This is a genomic window from Pontibacter sp. CAU 1760, from assembly GCF_054482735.1.
Genome location: NZ_JBTLRL010000001.1, coordinates 423,809 through 440,704 on the forward strand (window position 1 = coordinate 423,809; position 16,896 = coordinate 440,704).

A 16,896-nucleotide genomic window follows, 5' to 3' on the forward strand; every position below is an offset into this window, starting at 1 on the left:
CGCTACGTTTAAGTTGCAGATAAGGCAGCAGGTAGCACGGGTCTAGCGCTGCGTGCGCCTCACGATTTCCTGTATGCCTGTGTAAAGATATTATTCCTTGCTGCATTTAACATTAGTTATCGAATTCATAATGTTTTGTTAACATAAGCAGTTTGAAAATCGCCCTAAAGCCAAGAAAGCCGGCACAGTGGCCGGCTTTCTTAATTCTGCGCTAAAACAGTTGATTTGTGTTTGAGGTTACTATACTCGTAGAGATTCACTTTGACGGTACCCACAAACATCTCGGCCTGAATCAGTACCGGTATCTTGTTTTTGTCGTCTGAAAGGTATACCGTAATGGCGTTTTCCCCGCGGAACATTTTGTTGTCCGGCATTTTAGGCACCAGCTTGATGGCTTTGATGTCCCCGGCTTTGGTGCTTACCACTTCGCGGCCCTTGTAAGTTACCTGCATGTTAAAGTTCTCCTCGTCGAAGAAACCGATCACGTTTATTTTATCGCCGACACGCATGTTATTATAATTCAGGGTGCGGAGGTAGTAAAAGCCACTCACGATATCCTGCACATTGTCCGGCACTTTGTACTTCTCTGACTCCTTCGACCTGTTCTTCTTTTTCTTCTCTACATAGGCCGTGTTTCGGTAATGGTCGAAATCTACTGTTTCGCGCTTGCGGTAACTGCCCTCCTCGATGCTGCGGAAAGAGCGTTGCGGCACAATGGCAGCGGTATCGATGTAAGATTGCCACGTGTCACGGATCCGGATAAAAAAATCGAACGAGCTGTTGGTCTTGCCCGTGACGGTAGCGCGGTAGCATGCTCTGTCATTTACCTTATGCAAGGAAGGGGCAATGTCAATCACAGCTTCTGCAGCAGTTACAGGGCCATAGTGTACCTTATATTTCAAAGTTTCCCCTGTGGAAAAGCTTTCGTTGGAAACAGTGCGCATACTGTCTTTTATGGCAAAGCCAGCAATAATGAGCGTGAGTACAAGGAGTCCGGGGAAAAACTTCTTCATGGTGCTATGTCGGTGTCAATTGATTTCTGTTTTGCTATGTTCAACTTTTGTACCAATTACCAAGTGTTTGGCATTTAGTTAAACATATTTGTGTGGCAGATCAATTCCAATATAAAATAAAAAGGCGCTATAGTTTTATAGCGCCTTTCAAGTTAATTAAGTTTTGGGAATAATGTTCATTCGGTTTCTGCAGCAGCGGCAGCCGAATCATCCAGCGCAGCGGCTACTTTCTCAGGCTCGCCTTTCACGATGGCTCTGATCTTTCCTTCGATCTCTTCCATTAGTTCCGGATTGTCCAGCAGGATCTGCTTCACGCCATCTCGTCCCTGGCCAAGCTTGTTGCCATCGTAAGAGAACCATGAACCAGACTTCTGCACAATGCCCAGGTCTACACCAAGGTCAAGGATCTCGCCTACTTTAGAGATACCCTCGCCATACATAATGTCGAACTCTACTACTTTAAATGGAGGCGCCACCTTGTTCTTCACCACCTTCACACGGGTACGGTTACCCGTAATGTTGTCCGCGCTTTCCTTAATCTGGCCAATACGGCGGATGTCCAGGCGCACAGAAGCGTAGAATTTAAGGGCGTTACCACCAGTAGTTGTCTCCGGGTTACCAAACATCACACCGATCTTCTCGCGCAGCTGGTTAATGAAGATACACGTACAGCCTGTTTTGTTGATCGTACCCGTTAGCTTACGGAGTGCCTGCGACATCAAACGTGCCTGCAGACCCATTTTGCTGTCACCCATGTCGCCTTCCAGTTCGCCTTTCGGCACCAGGGCAGCCACAGAGTCAATCACGATAATATCTATAGCGCCTGAGCGAATCAGGTGATCTGCGATTTCCAGTGCCTGCTCACCGTTGTCCGGCTGTGAGATTAACAAGTTGTCTATATCAATGCCAAGCTTCTGGGCGTATGTCTTGTCAAATGCGTGCTCTGCATCAATAAACGCTGCCAAGCCGCCTTTGCGTTGTGCTTCGGCTATACAGTGCATGGTCAGGGTCGTTTTACCTGATGATTCCGGACCATAGATCTCTACCACACGGCCACGTGGCAAACCACCAATTCCCAACGCTATATCAAGCCCTAGCGAGCCAGTGGATATGGCAGGTATGTCTTCTACCTTGTTGTCGCTCAAACGCATTACGGTGCCTTTGCCGTAAGTCTTGTCAAGCTTATCCATGGTTAGCTGTAGCGCCTTAAGTTTTTCGTTGCTTACACTCATGTGTTTAGTTTATTTAGCTTTATATTGAAGGTGAAATTACTACTTTAGCAGCCAACTTCCAACAAACAAGTGGTGATTTTTGCTAATTTATTTAGTTGTGTGCTGCGGTCTGTTCTTAACAAAACAGGAACTGCTTTTGTGCCATAGTTACCACTTATTTATCAGGTATTTCTTAATTGTTTATTTTGCTTGATGCTGTTAAACAGCATACTAGTACAGGAAGTAGTTATGGGGGCAAGGCAGCAGTATAATTAAAGTGTAAACGCTAATTGCTAATTATATTAGCGTAATCACCCTGGCAGTATAGCTGATTTGCCTACAACCTCACATGGGGGTATCTAGTATGTCTCCATTCTTCAAAACCGATTTTACGCCTAAAGAAAAGGATCGCCGTACCTGCAGGTGAGTTCCTCCATATTAATAGTATACCGCTCCATGAGCCTCTCTAAGCTATACCTGCTACTTGCTTTATTCTTTGCCTGCCTCAGATCCCAGGCGCAGGTAAATAACGCAGCCCTGCTACAGCCCATACCTGTTAGAGCGGAGGATGCTGGGGAAGTGAAACTGGGTGTCTATACCTTTGGGTTTTTCAAGAATAACGAGTATTTCAACAAAATTGCGGATGGCTATACCCTGTTCGGCTATCACCTGCAGCCAAAGCTCATCTATTATCCTTCCTCCTTTCTCCGGGTAGAAGCAGGTGCGCTGGTGTGGAAGGACTTCGACAGCTCACGGTACCGGGACATCGCACCCACTTTTACCATCAAACTGCAACGCGATAGGTGGGCCTTGCTTTTTGGCACCCTGGAGGGCAACCTCAACCACGGCTACATCGAACCGCTCTATGACTTTGAGCGCATCATCACCCACCGCCTCGAGAACGGCCTGCAGTACAAGCTGAACACGCACGCCGTAAAACTGGATGCCTGGCTGGACTGGCGCACGATGCTGTATGCCGGTGAAAACGAGCAGGAGAAAATTAACGGGGGAGCTGCCCTGGGCCTTTTACTGCTGGAGCGGCCAGGGAGGTATGGCGGCGATAGCCTGCGCCTGACCTTGCCGCTGCAGTTCACGGCGCAGCACAAAGGCGGGCAGATAGATACCTCCCCCTTGCCGCTAACTACGGTAGCCCATGCCGCTGTTGGCCTGGACCTGGAAAAGACATTAGGCAGGGGAGCGGTGCACCGGATTTATACCAAAAACTACCTGGTCGGCTTCAGGGATTTCTCCGGTGAGTCGCAGTTGCCCTATCAGCAGGGGTATGGCGTGTACCTGAATGCAGGTGCCGACATCAAATACCTGGACGCCATGCTGAGTTATTGGCAAGGCCAGGGCTACATCAGTGAACTCGGCGGGAGACTGTATCAGTCTGCCTCTACTACGGTTAAAAACCCAGATTACCTGCAGCGCGAGCGCCGCCTGCTCTTAGTGCGCGCATCCCGGAGCTTTGAACTGATGGAGCATGTCAACTTGCTGCTGCGCTTAGAGCCGGTAATGGACCTGAAAGATGCGAAAGTAGAGTTCTCGAGCGGCTTTTACCTGGCCTTCAATACAGAGTTTTTTCTAGCGAAGCCGGGAAATTAGCGTTGCCTTCCTGTTAGCTGCGAATGCCATCGTATACCGCTGCTTCGGCGTCCGCATGGATGCGGCGCTGCTCCTTCTCGAAATCGGGGCGCGTTATGCCGTAGTAGCTGATGTCGTGTAGCTTGTTGGAACCCACTTGGCGATAATCGCTACGCAGCAAACCTTCTCTGGTAAAACCGTTCTCGGTAGCCAGTGCTCCCATTTGCTCGGTTGCCAGGGTGCAGCGCATGTATACCTTGTTCAGTTGCAGCTGTTCGAAGGCAAAATGCAGTGCGGCTACCAAGCCTTCCTGAGCCAGTGCTTTGCTTTGGGGCCAATTGCTGAAGTACAGGGCCAGTTCAGCCTTCGGGATGCTGCGGTCGAGGTTCTTGAGGGCAATGTTGCCGATGTAGGCTTGGTCTCTCTTGTGCCATACCCCAAAATCAAACGCGCGGCGGTTATCCCAGTCTGTCTGCAGTTGCAGCACTTGGGTGCGGGCATCGTCCGGTACCCGCACACGGGAAAGGCGGCCTGCAAAAGCCGGCGTCAGGTAATCGGTGCTTTCCTGCAGCAGACGCATAAAGTCGTTTTCATCGCCCTCCTGGTAAGGCCGGAGAAGCAGGTGCTCCGTATCGAGCTGGTCTTGGTAAGGGGCGGTCGGGGTGTATAGGAAGTTCATGGGACATGCGTTGCGTGAATTATCGATAAATGTCTATTCTTTAATACGTAATCGGGGCAGGTATATGTTAGTTTTAGTATAGGAGAATAGCGGGCAAGCCACAAAAAAAGCCAGCACTACGGGATGCGTAATGCTGGCTTCTGCTATAATTTAAACCTTAAGGCCGCTATGCGTTCAGGTAGGGGTAGTTAAAGTGCTTTGGGCTATGCAGTTGCTGCTGAATCATCATCACCTCCAGGGTATGGGCAGACTCTTTAAAGAACTCAAGCCTGCGGTATAGCATTTCTTTCTGCAGCACCACCCCGGTGGCTGTTTTCATGTAGGCCCTCTTTTCTTCCAGGATGCGGTGCATCACCTCGTTTACCTGCTCCTCGTGCTGCAGGTACCACTGCTGGAATGCCGCTGCCCGGTTTGTGCCCACGGCATCAGAGTTGAAATCCAGCCCGTGCAGGCGCAGTACGTCTGCCAGTAGGTTTATCTCGAGCGGGATAGAGGTGTTATAAGGTAAAGTGCCGATTTGCAGTGGGCTGTTGATCGCGCCCACCACGGTGGCCAGGTTTTCTTTAAAACGCAAGAATAAAGCTGCCGCTTCCATATGTCAACTGGGTATGGTAAGGAATGTGTTGCGCTGCAAAATTACACTGATTTAAGTGATATGCAATTGCTGCCCCGGAATGGTTAACCAAGCCGAGGGTATGGAACAGCCAACAGATTAAAGCAGCTCGCGGATGATCTGCTCTACGGTAACGCCTTCTGCCTCGGCTTTGAAGTTACGGACGATGCGATGGCGCAGTATCGGAAGGGCGACGGCCTGCACATCCTCGATGTCGGGGCTGTACTTCCCGTTCAGGATGGCGTTGCACTTAGCGCCCACAATCAGGTGCTGCGATGCGCGGGGGCCAGCGCCCCACTCGAGGTATTGGTTAGCCTGTGCCGATGCCATGGGCATGTTCGGGCGCGTTTTGTGCACCAGTTTCACGGCATACTCCACCACGTTGTCTACTACCGGCACGCGGCGCACCAGTTGCTGAAAGGCAATAATGTCATCGGCATGCAGGATCTTATTCAAGGTGCTACTGGCTGCCCCTGTCGTGTTCTTCACAATCTGCAACTCCGACTCATAACTCGGGTAGTCCAGGGTGATGTTAAACATGAAGCGGTCGAGCTGGGCCTCTGGCAACGGGTAGGTGCCTTCCTGCTCAATCGGGTTTTGGGTGGCCAGCACAAAGAAGGGGCGGGGCAGGTTGTACTTGTGCCCGGCAACGGTAACGGAGTGTTCCTGCATGGCTTCCAGCAGGGCGGCCTGCGTTTTCGGCGGTGTCCGGTTAATCTCGTCGGCCAGCACGATGTTGGCAAACACAGGGCCGGTCACGAACTTGAAGTTCCGGTCATTGTCCATCGTCTCGGCGCCTACAATGTCAGAGGGCATCAGGTCGGGCGTAAACTGCACCCGGTTGAAGCTCATGTCCAGGGAAGAGGCGATGGTATGGATGAGGAGCGTCTTGGCCAGGCCAGGCACGCCCACCAGCAAACAGTGCCCCTGACAAAAAACAGCGGTAAGAACCAGTCTCACTACTTCTTCCTGCCCTACAATCACTTTCGATATCTCGGAGGTAAGCTCTTGGTATACGTGGTGTAGCGCGTCGGCTGCTTCTTTGTCGGAGGTGAACTGCTTCATATAAGAATTATTGCACTAGTTGTTCGAGTCCCCCACATTGCTTGTACTCCGGGTCGACTTCGATGAATACGGTGCCGATGTTTTTGCGGAACCATTTATCTACGGCTTTGCTGCGCTTTTCAGCCAGGGCGGCATTCGAGATACGTTGATAATCGTCTTTCAGGTTCGCTAGGTGTGGCTTTGATTTCCCTTTCAGGTAAATGATGCGCACGGCTTCCTTGCCATCAGGCGTGGTATACGGAATCGGTCTGGAAATCTCACCAACGGCCATGGTGTCAATCACAAAGAAAATAGAAGGATCTACCTGGTCCATGGCAATGTATGTATCGCCGGAGCCAGGGCTTAGCATCATACCCCCATTGTCTTTGGTGGCCTTATCGTCCGAGAACTCCTTGGCAGCTTTGGCAAACGTTAGGCTGTCGTTCTGGATCAAGGTTCGGATGCTGTCTAGCGCCGTGATTGACTCTTCCACATCCACAGTGGCTGTGGCGGGCTTTATCAGGATGTGGCGGGTGTTAAACTCCTGCCCCCGGCGCTCGATCAGCTGAATCAGGTGAAAACCGAACTGCGACTCGATCACAGTGGAAATGCCACCCGGCTCCAGGCGCAATGCTGTTGCCTCGTACTCAGGAACAAGCTCTTTCTTCTTGAAAAAACCCAGTTCGCCGCCTGCCTGCGCAGAGCCAGGGTCCTGGGAGTATTGTGTCGCCAACTTCGCAAAATCCTCTCCTGCCAAAATACGCTGCCGGAGCGCCTCCAGCTTCTCGCGGGCTGCCTGCTTCTGCGTCTTGCTTACGGTGGCATACTTCACGATCTGGCCTAGTTCTACCTCACTCGAGAAATAAGGAAGGCTGTCGGCCGGGATGCTGTTGAAGTACTTTCGGATCTCGCGGGGAGTAACGGACACCTTACCCGAAATCTCCTGTTGCATCTTTTCCATTATCATCTGCTCGCGCACTGTTTTGCGCAGATCATCTTTGAGTTGGTTGATGCTTTTGTTGTAGTACTGCTCCAGCCGTTCTACGCCACCCACCTGGCCCGCCAGGTATTGGATGCGGCGGTTTAGCTGGTCGCCCACCAGCGCCTCATCCACCACTACAGAGTCTATCTCGGCGCGGGCCAGCAGGAGCTTGTCCTGCAGCAGGGAGCGGAAAATCTCGCATTTCAGGTCTTCGTTTGGCTGCTGCTTTGATTGTTGCAGGTACTGCAGGTAGCCAAACTCCACGTCAGAGCGTAGCACGACATGATTGTCTACCTTTGCCACAATACCATCCACTTTGCGCAACGCAGGGGCCTGGGCATAGGCGGCGGTGTTACATACAGTAAGGATGATGATCGCCGCGAGGGCTAATTTGGTGTAATGAAATATGTTTTTCAATGTGTTAGCAATTGGTATGAATACTTGCGCTCAGGTAAAACGCACAATTTACCCTTTTATTCTGACTTCAGCTTTATCCGGCGCCTCAAAAAGGGAAGCTAGGCCTTACTGCCGCACCAGTTTCTCTACTTCTTCCTGCCGCAGCTTTACCGGGTATTTCTCCCGCAGCTCATTCACCCACTGCTGCTCCAGGTAGTTCTGATAGTCCGAGATAGCCTGTCCGCGCACTTCGTTTAGTTCTTTATACCCTGGCTCCAGCACGTCTTCGATAAGGATGAGGTACTCACGGCCGTTCTGCTGCACGTTATAAGTGCCCTTCTCCCAAGCTACGGTATCCAGGGCTTTGTTCTCGCCTTTCTGGAACTTCTTCTCCGTGATCTGCACGCCCAGGGGGTTGTTGCTTTGGCTGTTCAGCTTGTCTGCCAGCGCACTCAGTTCGGTGGTATACAGCGTAAAGGAAACGCGGCGGTTGCGGCGTCGGCCTGTCTCGGTGTTGTCAGGGCCTGCCTGGCGCTTCGTGCCAATGCCTTGCTTAGCAAGTTGCCTGGCGGGCACGCCCTGCGCCTGGAGGTAAGCACTTGCCTTGTCGGCGCGCTCGGCTGCGAGGTTTTTGTTAGCCGCGGCTTCGCGGGTGTCTGTATGGCCGTTAATATCCAGTGTCAGGTTCTCGTTGCCTTTCAGTAGCTCCGCCAGCTCGTTCAGTTTGGCGGTGCCCTCCTGTGTAAGCGTGGCTTTGTTCTGGTCAAACAAAATATCGGTCAGGCGCGCAAAAGATACCGGGTAACGGCGCGTGTCCAGTTGCTCTCTCGCTTGTTGCAGCAACTGCTTGTTGGCCGCGCTGATAACGGTGGCCTGTACACGCGGTCCCCACTTGTACTTCTCCCGGTTCTGCTCAAAGTAGTTCTTCAACCCAACAGAGTCCTCAATCGCTTTCGACCATACCTTCTCGTCCATCAACTGGAACAGCAGGATGCCGTCGTGGTATTCTTTCACCAGCATGCGGTAGTCCTGGTGCTTGTTCTCGAGGTTGGCCTTCTCAAATTCCATCAGGCTCTTTTCGGTATAGGCATCGTAGAGCAGGCGCATGGCATGCGTAGCAGTGCCTGTGGCGCGTGGCTGCTGGTTCTTGGCGGCGTATTCCCAGAAGCTCCCTACGGTATAAGGTTTGCCCTGTATGGTGAACAAGGTTTTCTGGGCTGTTTTATCGTTTTCGTCGTTTGTCCATTTGCCCTGCAGCAGTTCGTCAGTGGCTTTGGCGATGGCGGCGTCTTTGGCCTCTGTGTTTTCCGTAAACTGGTTCTCAGTTCTGATGCGCTTGATGAAAGCCGTCTTATTCAGTTCAGAGCGGGAGTCTTTGGAAATTTTGCTGCGGAGTGTCGGCTCCATTTCCTCGAAGTCCGGCAGGCCGCGCTTGTCAATCAGTTTGATGATATGCCACCCGTAGGGCGTGAGCACGGGCTTAGATACGTCGCCGGATTTTTGCAGGCCAAAAGCAGCCTCCTCAAAGGCAGGGATCATGCGCCCGGTGCCAAACCAAGGTAACTCTCCGCCGTTGTTGGCTGTGTTAGCGTCTTCTGAAAATTCTGTGGTTAGCTTGTTCCAGTCCTCATTGCGCTGCACGCGTTTGTAAATCGCATCTACCCGCTGCTTGGCTGCCAGCGAGTCGGCTTGCGGCATGCCCGGAGTTGCCCGCACCATGATGTGCGCCACCTGTACCTCTCCTAAAGCGTTGCGCCTGTCATTCACCTTTAGCAGGTGGTAGCCAAAGCGGGTACGCACAGGCATGGATACATCACCAACAGGCGTTTTGTAGGCAGCGTCTTCGAAAGGGTATACCATCTGGAGGGCAGTGAAATAGCCTAGTTCGCCTCCATTTTCTGCGGCCGACGGGTCTTGTGAGTTCTCTTTCGCCAGCTTCCCGAAATCCTCTCCGGCCAGGGCGCGCTTGCGCAGGTCCAAGATGCGGTTGTAGGCAGCCAGGGTGTCCTCAGGCGCGGCGTCCGGTGCCATGCTGATCAGAATGTGAGATGCGTTTACCTCCTGCTTCAGGCGCTCATACGCTTCCTTTACCAGTTGGTCTGTTACGCTCTTCTCAGTGAGGTATGGTTGCGCCAGCTGCTCCTTGTAACCGTCCAGTTCGCGCTTGAACGCGGAGGTGGTGTCCAGTCCGCGGTTTTCGGCCTCCATCACCTTCAACTTAAAGTTGGTATACAGGTTCAGGTAGTCGTTAATGCTCTCGCGGGTGTAGGCGTCCTCGTTACCGCTGTTGTTTTTCTCATACACGTACCGGAACTCAGAAGTGGATACAGGCTGAGTGCCCAGCGTGGCGATGGCGGGTTCGTTACGGTCGTTCTTCTTCGTTGCGGTGCAGGCGGCCATTAGCAGGGCTGCGGCCGCAACAAGTAGGTGATTGCTGCGCATAGGTTATTTTTGAGACAAACTCTTTCTGTTGCTGATCAGAATCAGATAATGCAATTTTAGTTATTTTTTTCGACAGATAAGTCAAAATGCATAACCATGATCCGATAACAAATGGTTTCGTTCCGGATAACGGCCGAGGTGCAGCCAAAGTGTGTTAGCGGCTCTATTTGATTTTCTTGTAAAGCAGGCAGGTGTTTTGGGAGCCGTTGCTGATGAACTCTACTTTGTCCATGATGCGGTTGACGAGCGCAATGCCCACCCCGCCTTTCTTGCCAAGCCGGATATACTCCTCGATATCCGGCTCTTTGTAATTATCGCGCTTAAACGCTACTCCTTCGTCCGAGATCTCGAACTTAAGCATGTTTTGCCTTTGCTTGGTAATGCGCAGGGTAATGTGCTTCTGGGGATCCTCGTGGTTGGCGTGGATGATGAGGTTGGCGCATATCTCATCCACGGCCAGCACGATCTGGTTCATAAGAACATCTGTTAAGGAAAGGGCATGCAGGTACTCCGTGACAAAGTCACGTATGGTCTTCAGGTTTTTTTTTGAACAACTTACCCGAATCGAGTTACTCATTTGCAATGCTGCTGGCTTCTTCGTAATCCGACACAATCGTCATGAGCAGGTCAAGGCCCAAAATCTCAAATACGTTGCGCACCTTGTCTTGCATGTTATAAAAGATGAGCTTGATATGGGCATCCTCGAAGCGCTGCAAATGCGAAATGAAAACGCCAAGGCCGGCAGAGGAAATGTAGTGCAGGTTCTCGCAGTCTACCAATATCTTGCTGAACTCCATTATCTCAGGGTCAGATAATTCTTCGTCGAGCAGCACCGAAGAGCTGGCATCGAGCTCGCCATCAAGCGTGATGATGATGGCGCTGTCTTTAATTTCACGTGTTATTTTCATCGGCATACTTTACGGGTTAACTTTTGTTAGGTTCAACAGGCTTGAATTTTATAACGAGCAGGGTCTGGTCGTCATAAAGGTTGTCGGGGCCTGTAAAATCCTGCAGGTCGTTGATGATCGCGTACTTTATATCCTCTGCCTCCAGGTGATACGTTTGCTGGAGCATATATTTCAACCGCGCCTCTCCATACTCGTCGTTGGCGGCGTTGCGGGCCTCCACAATGCCGTCGGTATAAATTACCATCACATCGCTCGGGTTGTAGTCGTAGTACATCTCCCGCACGTGGTTGGCGTAGCTTTTGTCGCGGATAATGCCCAGTCCCATACCATCGGTCTGGAAGTAGAACACGTCATCCATCATCGCGTTGTAATACAACGTATGGCAGTGGCCGGCTCGTGCAAACATGAAGCCTTTCATGCGATAATCTATAATATACAAAGCCGACGTGATAAAGGATGTCCGCTCAAGGCAGCGGCTCAGGGCGCTGTTGGCCTGCTTCATGAACTCGCTCGGGGCCATGTCCTGCTGCATCAGGCCGTGGAAAATGCCCTTCATCTGGGCCATGTGGAAAGCCGCCGAGATACCCTTGCCCGACACGTCGCCGATGATGATGGCAATGCGCGACTCGCTGAGCTGCAGAAAGTCGTAGAAATCCCCGCCTACCTCTTTGGCGGCTACCGCATGCGTACTAATCTCAAACCAGCTGTCGGTCGGAAAGTTTTTCGGGATCAGGCTTTCCTGCACCTGCGTGGCAATCTTCAGCTCCTCCTTGTAACGCTCCGTCTGCAACGACTCCGAAACGAGGCGCAGGTTCTCGATGGTGAGGATGGTCTGGCTGGTGAAGGTGCGTAGCACGTTCACCGTTTCCCGGTCAAAACCCTGCTCAATGTCTTTTAGCAGGTAAAGCACGCCGTGCAGGTGCATTTTGGATTTGATAGGCAGGATAATGAGCGACTTCCAGGGCAACATCAGGTCCCGGAAGCCAGGGTTGCGGTTCAGGTTGTTGTTGATGTAGTCAATGTTGTGGATGTTGTAGGCCAGCAGCAGGTGCCGGATGCGCTCCGTCTGCTCAGGCTTCACGTTGAGCATGTGCGAGACCTGGGGTTCGCCGTTGCGCACGCGCTCAAACCAGGCCGCGCTCGCGTCAGCCGCTTTGATGGTGCTCTCAAACAGCATGTCGTATACCTGCGACTCGCTCTGGCCCTGCTGTATGGATTGGCTCAGGCGCTGGAAGTTCAGCAGGTCCTCGCTTTTCTGCTCGAACACACTGGAGGTAGGCAGGCTGAACAGCGACACCAGGAAGGCCGCCAGGGTATAGAACCCCACAAACATCATCGCCAACAGCAGGAACCCTACTTTGGAGTAGTCTATCACCAGTTCCGTGCTGCCGGCCATACCCCTGAAAAAGCGCAGGAAGATATAACAGCTGAGCAGGATGGCCCCCAGCAACACCAGCGAGCGGCTTTTGTTGTTGAAGGTGAGGTAAGCAACCCACTTCAGGTTGGTGCACAGAAACAGGATGTAGAAGCCCATCAGGGCCAGCAGCGGCAAAAAGATGTAGCTGGTATAATTGAAGTTGAAGATGGTGAGCAGCAGGGTAGCGCCCAGCAGCACCTCAAACCAGTCCCAGGCAATCTGCAGGAACTTGTTTTTATGGTAAAGCAGCAGTTGCCGCCATATATAAAAAGCCTTGGCCAGGAAAATAACCAGCAAGCCAAAGTTGACCTGATACACCAGGTGCAGGAAGAAGGGCGACTCTACCTCTGCATAATTCGTGAGCACGCGGTAAGCCAGGAACAGCGCCACACTCAGGTAAGCCGCCACGGCCGCCTTCGAGAACAGGTTCCACAGGTAACCGATGAAATCCATCCCCTTCAGGGTCTCGGTGCTCAAGCGCTGGAAAAGGAATACCGAAACAATGAACACCACAATCAGCAGGTTGCTGACAAAAGGCATGTTAAGGTGAGCGACACCCTCTTTCCGGAAGCTCTTGGTAGAAAGCAGGACGTTTGCTAGCAGCAGAGCCCAGCTGACGGCAGCAGTAGTAACCAGTAAAGATTTTGCATTCGTCTTGTAGAGCATAGAACGGAACTCCGCTGATTTGTTTTCCTGCAACAGGATATGGCTTTTAGCTACTTAAACTTTGGTGAAAGGTAATAATTTTTTTTCTCTTTGGTCAAATTGCTTCTGGCAGTTGAAAAAACAACCTGCATAACGTAAAACGGAAGAAGTATGTTAGCTTTTCAGCACGCCGCTTCTTCCGTTCCCGTATCCCTAGCTGCATTGCTGCAGCATTGCACTTCCGGAAAGCCCTGGCTGTGAATGCCTGCACTCCCAGAGGCTTATTTGTTTGCCTTAGCGGCTATAGTTTGGCGCCTCGCGCACAATCTGCACATCGTGCGGATGGCTTTCGCGGAGGCCTGCACCTGTTATCTTCACCATTTTGGCGTATTGCAAGTCCTCGATGCGGGCAGTGCCGCAGTACCCCATTCCGGCACGGATACCGCCTGCCAGTTGGTAGATCACCTCCTGCACGAGTCCTTTATAAGGCACACGCCCTACAATACCCTCCGGCACCAGTTTCTTGGCGTCTTTCTCGTTGCTCTGGAAATAACGGTCTTTCGATCCTTCCTCCATCGCCTCCACAGACCCCATGCCGCGGTACGTCTTGAACTTACGCCCTTCGTAGATGATCATCTCGCCCGGCGCCTCTTCGGTGCCCGCCAGCAACGAACCGATCATCACGGTGCTGGCACCACCGGCCAATGCCTTTACCACATCGCCAGAGAACTTTATACCACCGTCGGCCACTACCGGAACGCCCGTGCCTTCCAAACCTCTGACAGCCTCCATGACGGCAGAAAGCTGCGGCACGCCTATACCGGCGATTACGCGGGTAGTGCAAATAGAGCCTGGCCCAACGCCCACTTTTACGGCATCGGCGCCGGCATCGGCCAGTGCTTTGGCTCCCTCTGCCGTGGCAATGTTACCGGCTATCAAATCTACCTGCGGGAAAGCGTCCTTAATCTTTCTAACGGCTTCCAGCACACCTTTTGAGTGGCCATGCGCCGTGTCTACGCTGATTACGTCCACACCGGCATCAACAAGCGCCTTCACGCGGTCCAGCACATCAGGCGTAACACCCACGGCTGCCCCCACGCGCAGTCGGCCATACTCATCCTTGCAGGCGTATGGGCGGTCTTTTTTCTTCAGAATGTCTTTGTAAGTGATCAGCCCGACCAGTTTGCCTTCCTCGTCCACTACCGGTAGCTTCTCGATTTTGTACTCCTGCAGGATATCCTCTGCCTTCGCCATATCGGTGCCTTTGGCAGCCGTGATCAGGTTCTGGGTCGTCATCACGGAAGATACGCCCTGGGTCAGGTCTTTCTCAAAGCGCAGGTCGCGGTTGGTGATGATGCCCGTCAGCACGCCCAGGTCGTTTACGATCGGGATACCGCCGATCTTATTGTCGGTCATGATCTGCACGGCGTCGCCCAAGGTAGCTCTCTCGTTCAGCGTGATCGGGTCCAGGATCATGCCGCTTTCGGAGCGCTTTACTTTGCGCACCTGCTGGGCCTGCTTCTTGATAGACATATTCTTATGAATAATGCCAAGCCCCCCTTCCTGCGCCATGGCAATGGCCAGGTCAGCCTCCGTAACAGTATCCATGGCTGCCGAAACAAGCGGAATATTGATGCGGATGTTGCGCGTTAACTGCGAAGAAGTATCGGTTTGGTGAGGGAGTACCTCGGAGTAAGCCGGAAGGAGAAGCACGTCATCATAGGTGAGCGCCTCGAATAAAATCTTAGACTGATCAGAGATCATGGCAAATAATTTAGGGGTTGTTATTTGCCGCGTAAAACTACGAAAAAAACTTTGCAATACGCAGCAAGTGCCTCAGTAATTATTTTTTAACCACCAGCATGCACAAAAAGTTTAGTTGGCAGCCAGCTGCCTTTAGTAGGTGGCCATACCTGGGTCTACCTGGGTGGCCCAGGCATGGATGCCGCCTTTCAGGTTGAGCAGGTTGTCGTAGCCGAGCCGCTGCGATAGGTAATGGATGGCCTGCGCACTCCGGAAACCATGGTGGCAGATCATCACCACGGGCACATCGCGGCGGATGCGGCTGGCTTGTTTGCCCAGCTCCCCAAGCGGAATAAGCTCGCCGCCGAGGTTGCAAAGTTCAAACTCTTCGGGTTCCCGCACATCCACCAGTTGGATATGGGTGCTGCGCGACAGGCGCTCTTTTAGTTCTATGGCAGTAATCTCGTCCATGGCAGGGTATGGGTAAGGTATAGGTGTAGCGCGGCGGAGGCCTTCTTGTTGCGCTTTGCGGCAAATTTAAGCAGCTTTTTGTTTACATGCTGTGCAGTGGGCGTGTAACTTGCGGCAATGGACATACTGCAGAGCATATCGGAAAGTTTACGGGCTATGAACCTGTTCGAGATTGTCGGGGTGCTGACCGGCGTGGTAAACGTGTGGCTGGCCGCAAGGCAAAATATCTGGGCCTGGCCTGTGGGTATCATAAGCGTGTCGATGTACGTGCTGGTGTTTTACGATGCCCGTCTTTACGCCGACATGGGGCTGAATGCTTTTTATTTCATCACGAGTATCTATGGCTGGTATATCTGGCTGTATGGGGGCAAGGGGCACACCACGCGCAAAGTAGGGCACGTGTCCCGGAAAGAGTTTGCCATACTATTGGCCTTGGGCCTGGGGCTATCGCTGGGACTGGGTTACTTCCTGGACAACTATACAGACGCTGACCTCTCTTACACCGATGCGGCCACCACGGCTGTTAGCCTGATCGGGTATTGGATGATGGCCAAAAAGCAACTCGAGAACTGGCTGGTATGGCTGGTGGTGGATGTGGCCTACGTGGGAGTGTACTTTTACAAGGAGCTCTACCTGACTAGCGTGCTGTACTTTATATTTTTGCTGCTCTGCATAAAAGGATACCGCGACTGGAAGAGAGATTTGGAGGTGCGGCACGAGGTTGCAGCACAGGCTGGGGTATAATTCTACTCTTTCGTCTTATTGTGAAATACCAAGTCGGATGCTTCACGTACAAAGGGAACTAACACCGTTACCATGCTTCCGGATTGGAAGTTGATTGTTGCACCCATACCAGATAGCTTATGAGACAACGCAAACTAGAGTTACCCGAAGAGTTAAAATTCGAAAACCGGCTAAAGTGGGGATATGAGTCGCCGGATGAAAGCCCTAAGCAAGTGCAATTGATGCAACATGGCGAGCAAGGGCCAAAAGTAGTGGAAGTATATAATTTTTACGATTACAGTTTCTCAAGTAACTAAGCGTAATCTTACTGTTCAAACACAAAGCGGCAGGTAGGCATTCTACCTGCCGCTTTGTGTTTGAACAGTAATTATTTGCATCTGATTCTAACCTCTATAATTCAGCGATTTACCGCCTGAACTTCTTCTTACACAGTGTTTTAACATAAAAAATGTGTATTTTTTCTAAGTTAGAGTATAACACTGTATAAGATCTTATTTTCATGAATATCTATTATTAACTTAAAGTGTATTAGATATATATCATAATATCGCATTAAAATTAAAATATTAGCTGGCTCCTCTAGGTAGATTTCTCTGCACAGCAATAGGCTTGTATTGCACTAGGAAATTTTGACTGTTTGTTTGATGATTTTATTATATAATTAATTGTAATTATAGGGGATATATGTGTCTGATTGATTTACAAAGTTATGAAATCGGTGTTTTGTTTTATGATTCGCTATTATCCCTATACTATCGCTTAGTCCGGTTGTGCTAATACCCTTTGAGCATACCATTCTTACCGCAGCTTGGCCAAACTCAGGTTTTGAAGAAGATATCCAGGAAGCATAACGCTTGGATAGTCGATTGCTTATGCAAGTAAGTGCTCATAGTTAGATTTGTACAGTATGCACAACAAACTTTACTCCATGCGCTGGCACCTCCTCCGGCCACGGCCATTTTCAGAAATTACATATAGCTAGAGTGGCTTAAACGCTGCTTTTC

15 protein-coding genes are annotated in these 16,896 nt (G+C 51.4%); 3 read left to right on the forward strand and 12 right to left on the reverse strand.

What is annotated here, in order from left to right:
* Positions 1 to 200 precede the first annotated feature (200 nt).
* A complete protein-coding gene (locus ACXYMU_RS01925) occupies positions 201 to 1,013 on the reverse strand; it encodes a DUF3108 domain-containing protein (RefSeq protein WP_458984651.1) in 813 nt (270 codons plus the stop codon).
* Between the two features lie 176 nt (positions 1,014 to 1,189).
* Complete coding sequence (gene recA / locus ACXYMU_RS01930) at positions 1,190 to 2,245, reverse strand: recombinase RecA (protein ID WP_458984652.1); 1,056 nt, start codon at positions 2,243 to 2,245, stop codon at positions 1,190 to 1,192.
* A 435-nt stretch (positions 2,246 to 2,680) separates the two neighbouring features.
* Between recA and ACXYMU_RS01935 the strand changes: the two genes are divergently transcribed.
* Complete coding sequence (locus ACXYMU_RS01935) at positions 2,681 to 3,829, forward strand: hypothetical protein (RefSeq protein ID WP_458984653.1); 1,149 nt, start codon at positions 2,681 to 2,683, stop codon at positions 3,827 to 3,829.
* Positions 3,830 to 3,842: 13 nt separating this feature from the next.
* On the opposite strand, the gene ACXYMU_RS01940 is transcribed toward ACXYMU_RS01935, so the two are convergent.
* The 10 genes from ACXYMU_RS01940 to ACXYMU_RS01985 all read right to left on the reverse strand — a co-directional run bounded on the left by ACXYMU_RS01940 (position 3,843) and on the right by ACXYMU_RS01985 (position 15,148).
* Positions 3,843 to 4,487: a GNAT family N-acetyltransferase gene (locus ACXYMU_RS01940; protein ID WP_458984654.1), complete on the reverse strand. Its 645-nt coding sequence runs from the start codon at positions 4,485 to 4,487 to the stop codon at positions 3,843 to 3,845.
* Between the two features lie 166 nt (positions 4,488 to 4,653).
* Complete coding sequence (locus ACXYMU_RS01945; RefSeq protein WP_458984655.1) at positions 4,654 to 5,061, reverse strand: hypothetical protein; 408 nt, start codon at positions 5,059 to 5,061, stop codon at positions 4,654 to 4,656.
* 138 nt (positions 5,062 to 5,199) lie between these two features.
* Complete coding sequence (locus ACXYMU_RS01950; protein WP_458984656.1) at positions 5,200 to 6,165, reverse strand: AAA family ATPase; 966 nt, start codon at positions 6,163 to 6,165, stop codon at positions 5,200 to 5,202.
* 7 nt (positions 6,166 to 6,172) lie between these two features.
* A complete protein-coding gene (locus ACXYMU_RS01955; RefSeq protein ID WP_458984657.1) occupies positions 6,173 to 7,543 on the reverse strand; it encodes a peptidylprolyl isomerase in 1,371 nt (456 codons plus the stop codon).
* Between the two features lie 105 nt (positions 7,544 to 7,648).
* A complete protein-coding gene (locus ACXYMU_RS01960) occupies positions 7,649 to 9,964 on the reverse strand; it encodes a peptidylprolyl isomerase (protein ID WP_458984658.1) in 2,316 nt (771 codons plus the stop codon).
* A 163-nt stretch (positions 9,965 to 10,127) separates the two neighbouring features.
* A complete protein-coding gene (locus tag ACXYMU_RS01965) occupies positions 10,128 to 10,541 on the reverse strand; it encodes an ATP-binding protein (RefSeq protein WP_458984659.1) in 414 nt (137 codons plus the stop codon).
* Positions 10,534 to 10,872 carry an STAS domain-containing protein gene (locus tag ACXYMU_RS01970; protein WP_458984660.1) on the reverse strand — a complete coding sequence of 113 codons (339 nt, stop codon included), beginning with the start codon at positions 10,870 to 10,872 and terminating at the stop codon, positions 10,534 to 10,536. Before ACXYMU_RS01970 ends, ACXYMU_RS01965 begins: the two co-directional genes overlap by 8 nt.
* A gap of 16 nt (positions 10,873 to 10,888) precedes the next feature.
* The gene (locus ACXYMU_RS01975; RefSeq protein ID WP_458984661.1) at positions 10,889 to 12,988 is read right to left on the reverse strand and encodes a GAF domain-containing SpoIIE family protein phosphatase; all 2,100 of its coding nucleotides are present in this window, start codon (positions 12,986 to 12,988) and stop codon (positions 10,889 to 10,891) included.
* Positions 12,989 to 13,228: 240 nt separating this feature from the next.
* On the reverse strand, positions 13,229 to 14,698 hold the full coding sequence (gene guaB, locus ACXYMU_RS01980; protein ID WP_458984662.1) for an IMP dehydrogenase: 1,470 nt from the start codon (positions 14,696 to 14,698) through the stop codon (positions 13,229 to 13,231).
* A 132-nt stretch (positions 14,699 to 14,830) separates the two neighbouring features.
* A complete protein-coding gene (locus ACXYMU_RS01985) occupies positions 14,831 to 15,148 on the reverse strand; it encodes a rhodanese-like domain-containing protein (protein WP_458984663.1) in 318 nt (105 codons plus the stop codon).
* A 156-nt stretch (positions 15,149 to 15,304) separates the two neighbouring features.
* On the opposite strand from ACXYMU_RS01985, the gene pnuC reads away from it, so the two are divergent.
* The gene (gene pnuC, locus ACXYMU_RS01990; protein WP_458984664.1) at positions 15,305 to 15,892 is read left to right on the forward strand and encodes a nicotinamide riboside transporter PnuC; all 588 of its coding nucleotides are present in this window, start codon (positions 15,305 to 15,307) and stop codon (positions 15,890 to 15,892) included.
* Positions 15,893 to 16,011: 119 nt separating this feature from the next.
* The gene (locus tag ACXYMU_RS01995) at positions 16,012 to 16,188 is read left to right on the forward strand and encodes a hypothetical protein (protein WP_458984665.1); all 177 of its coding nucleotides are present in this window, start codon (positions 16,012 to 16,014) and stop codon (positions 16,186 to 16,188) included.
* The last annotated feature ends 708 nt before the right edge of the window (positions 16,189 to 16,896 follow it).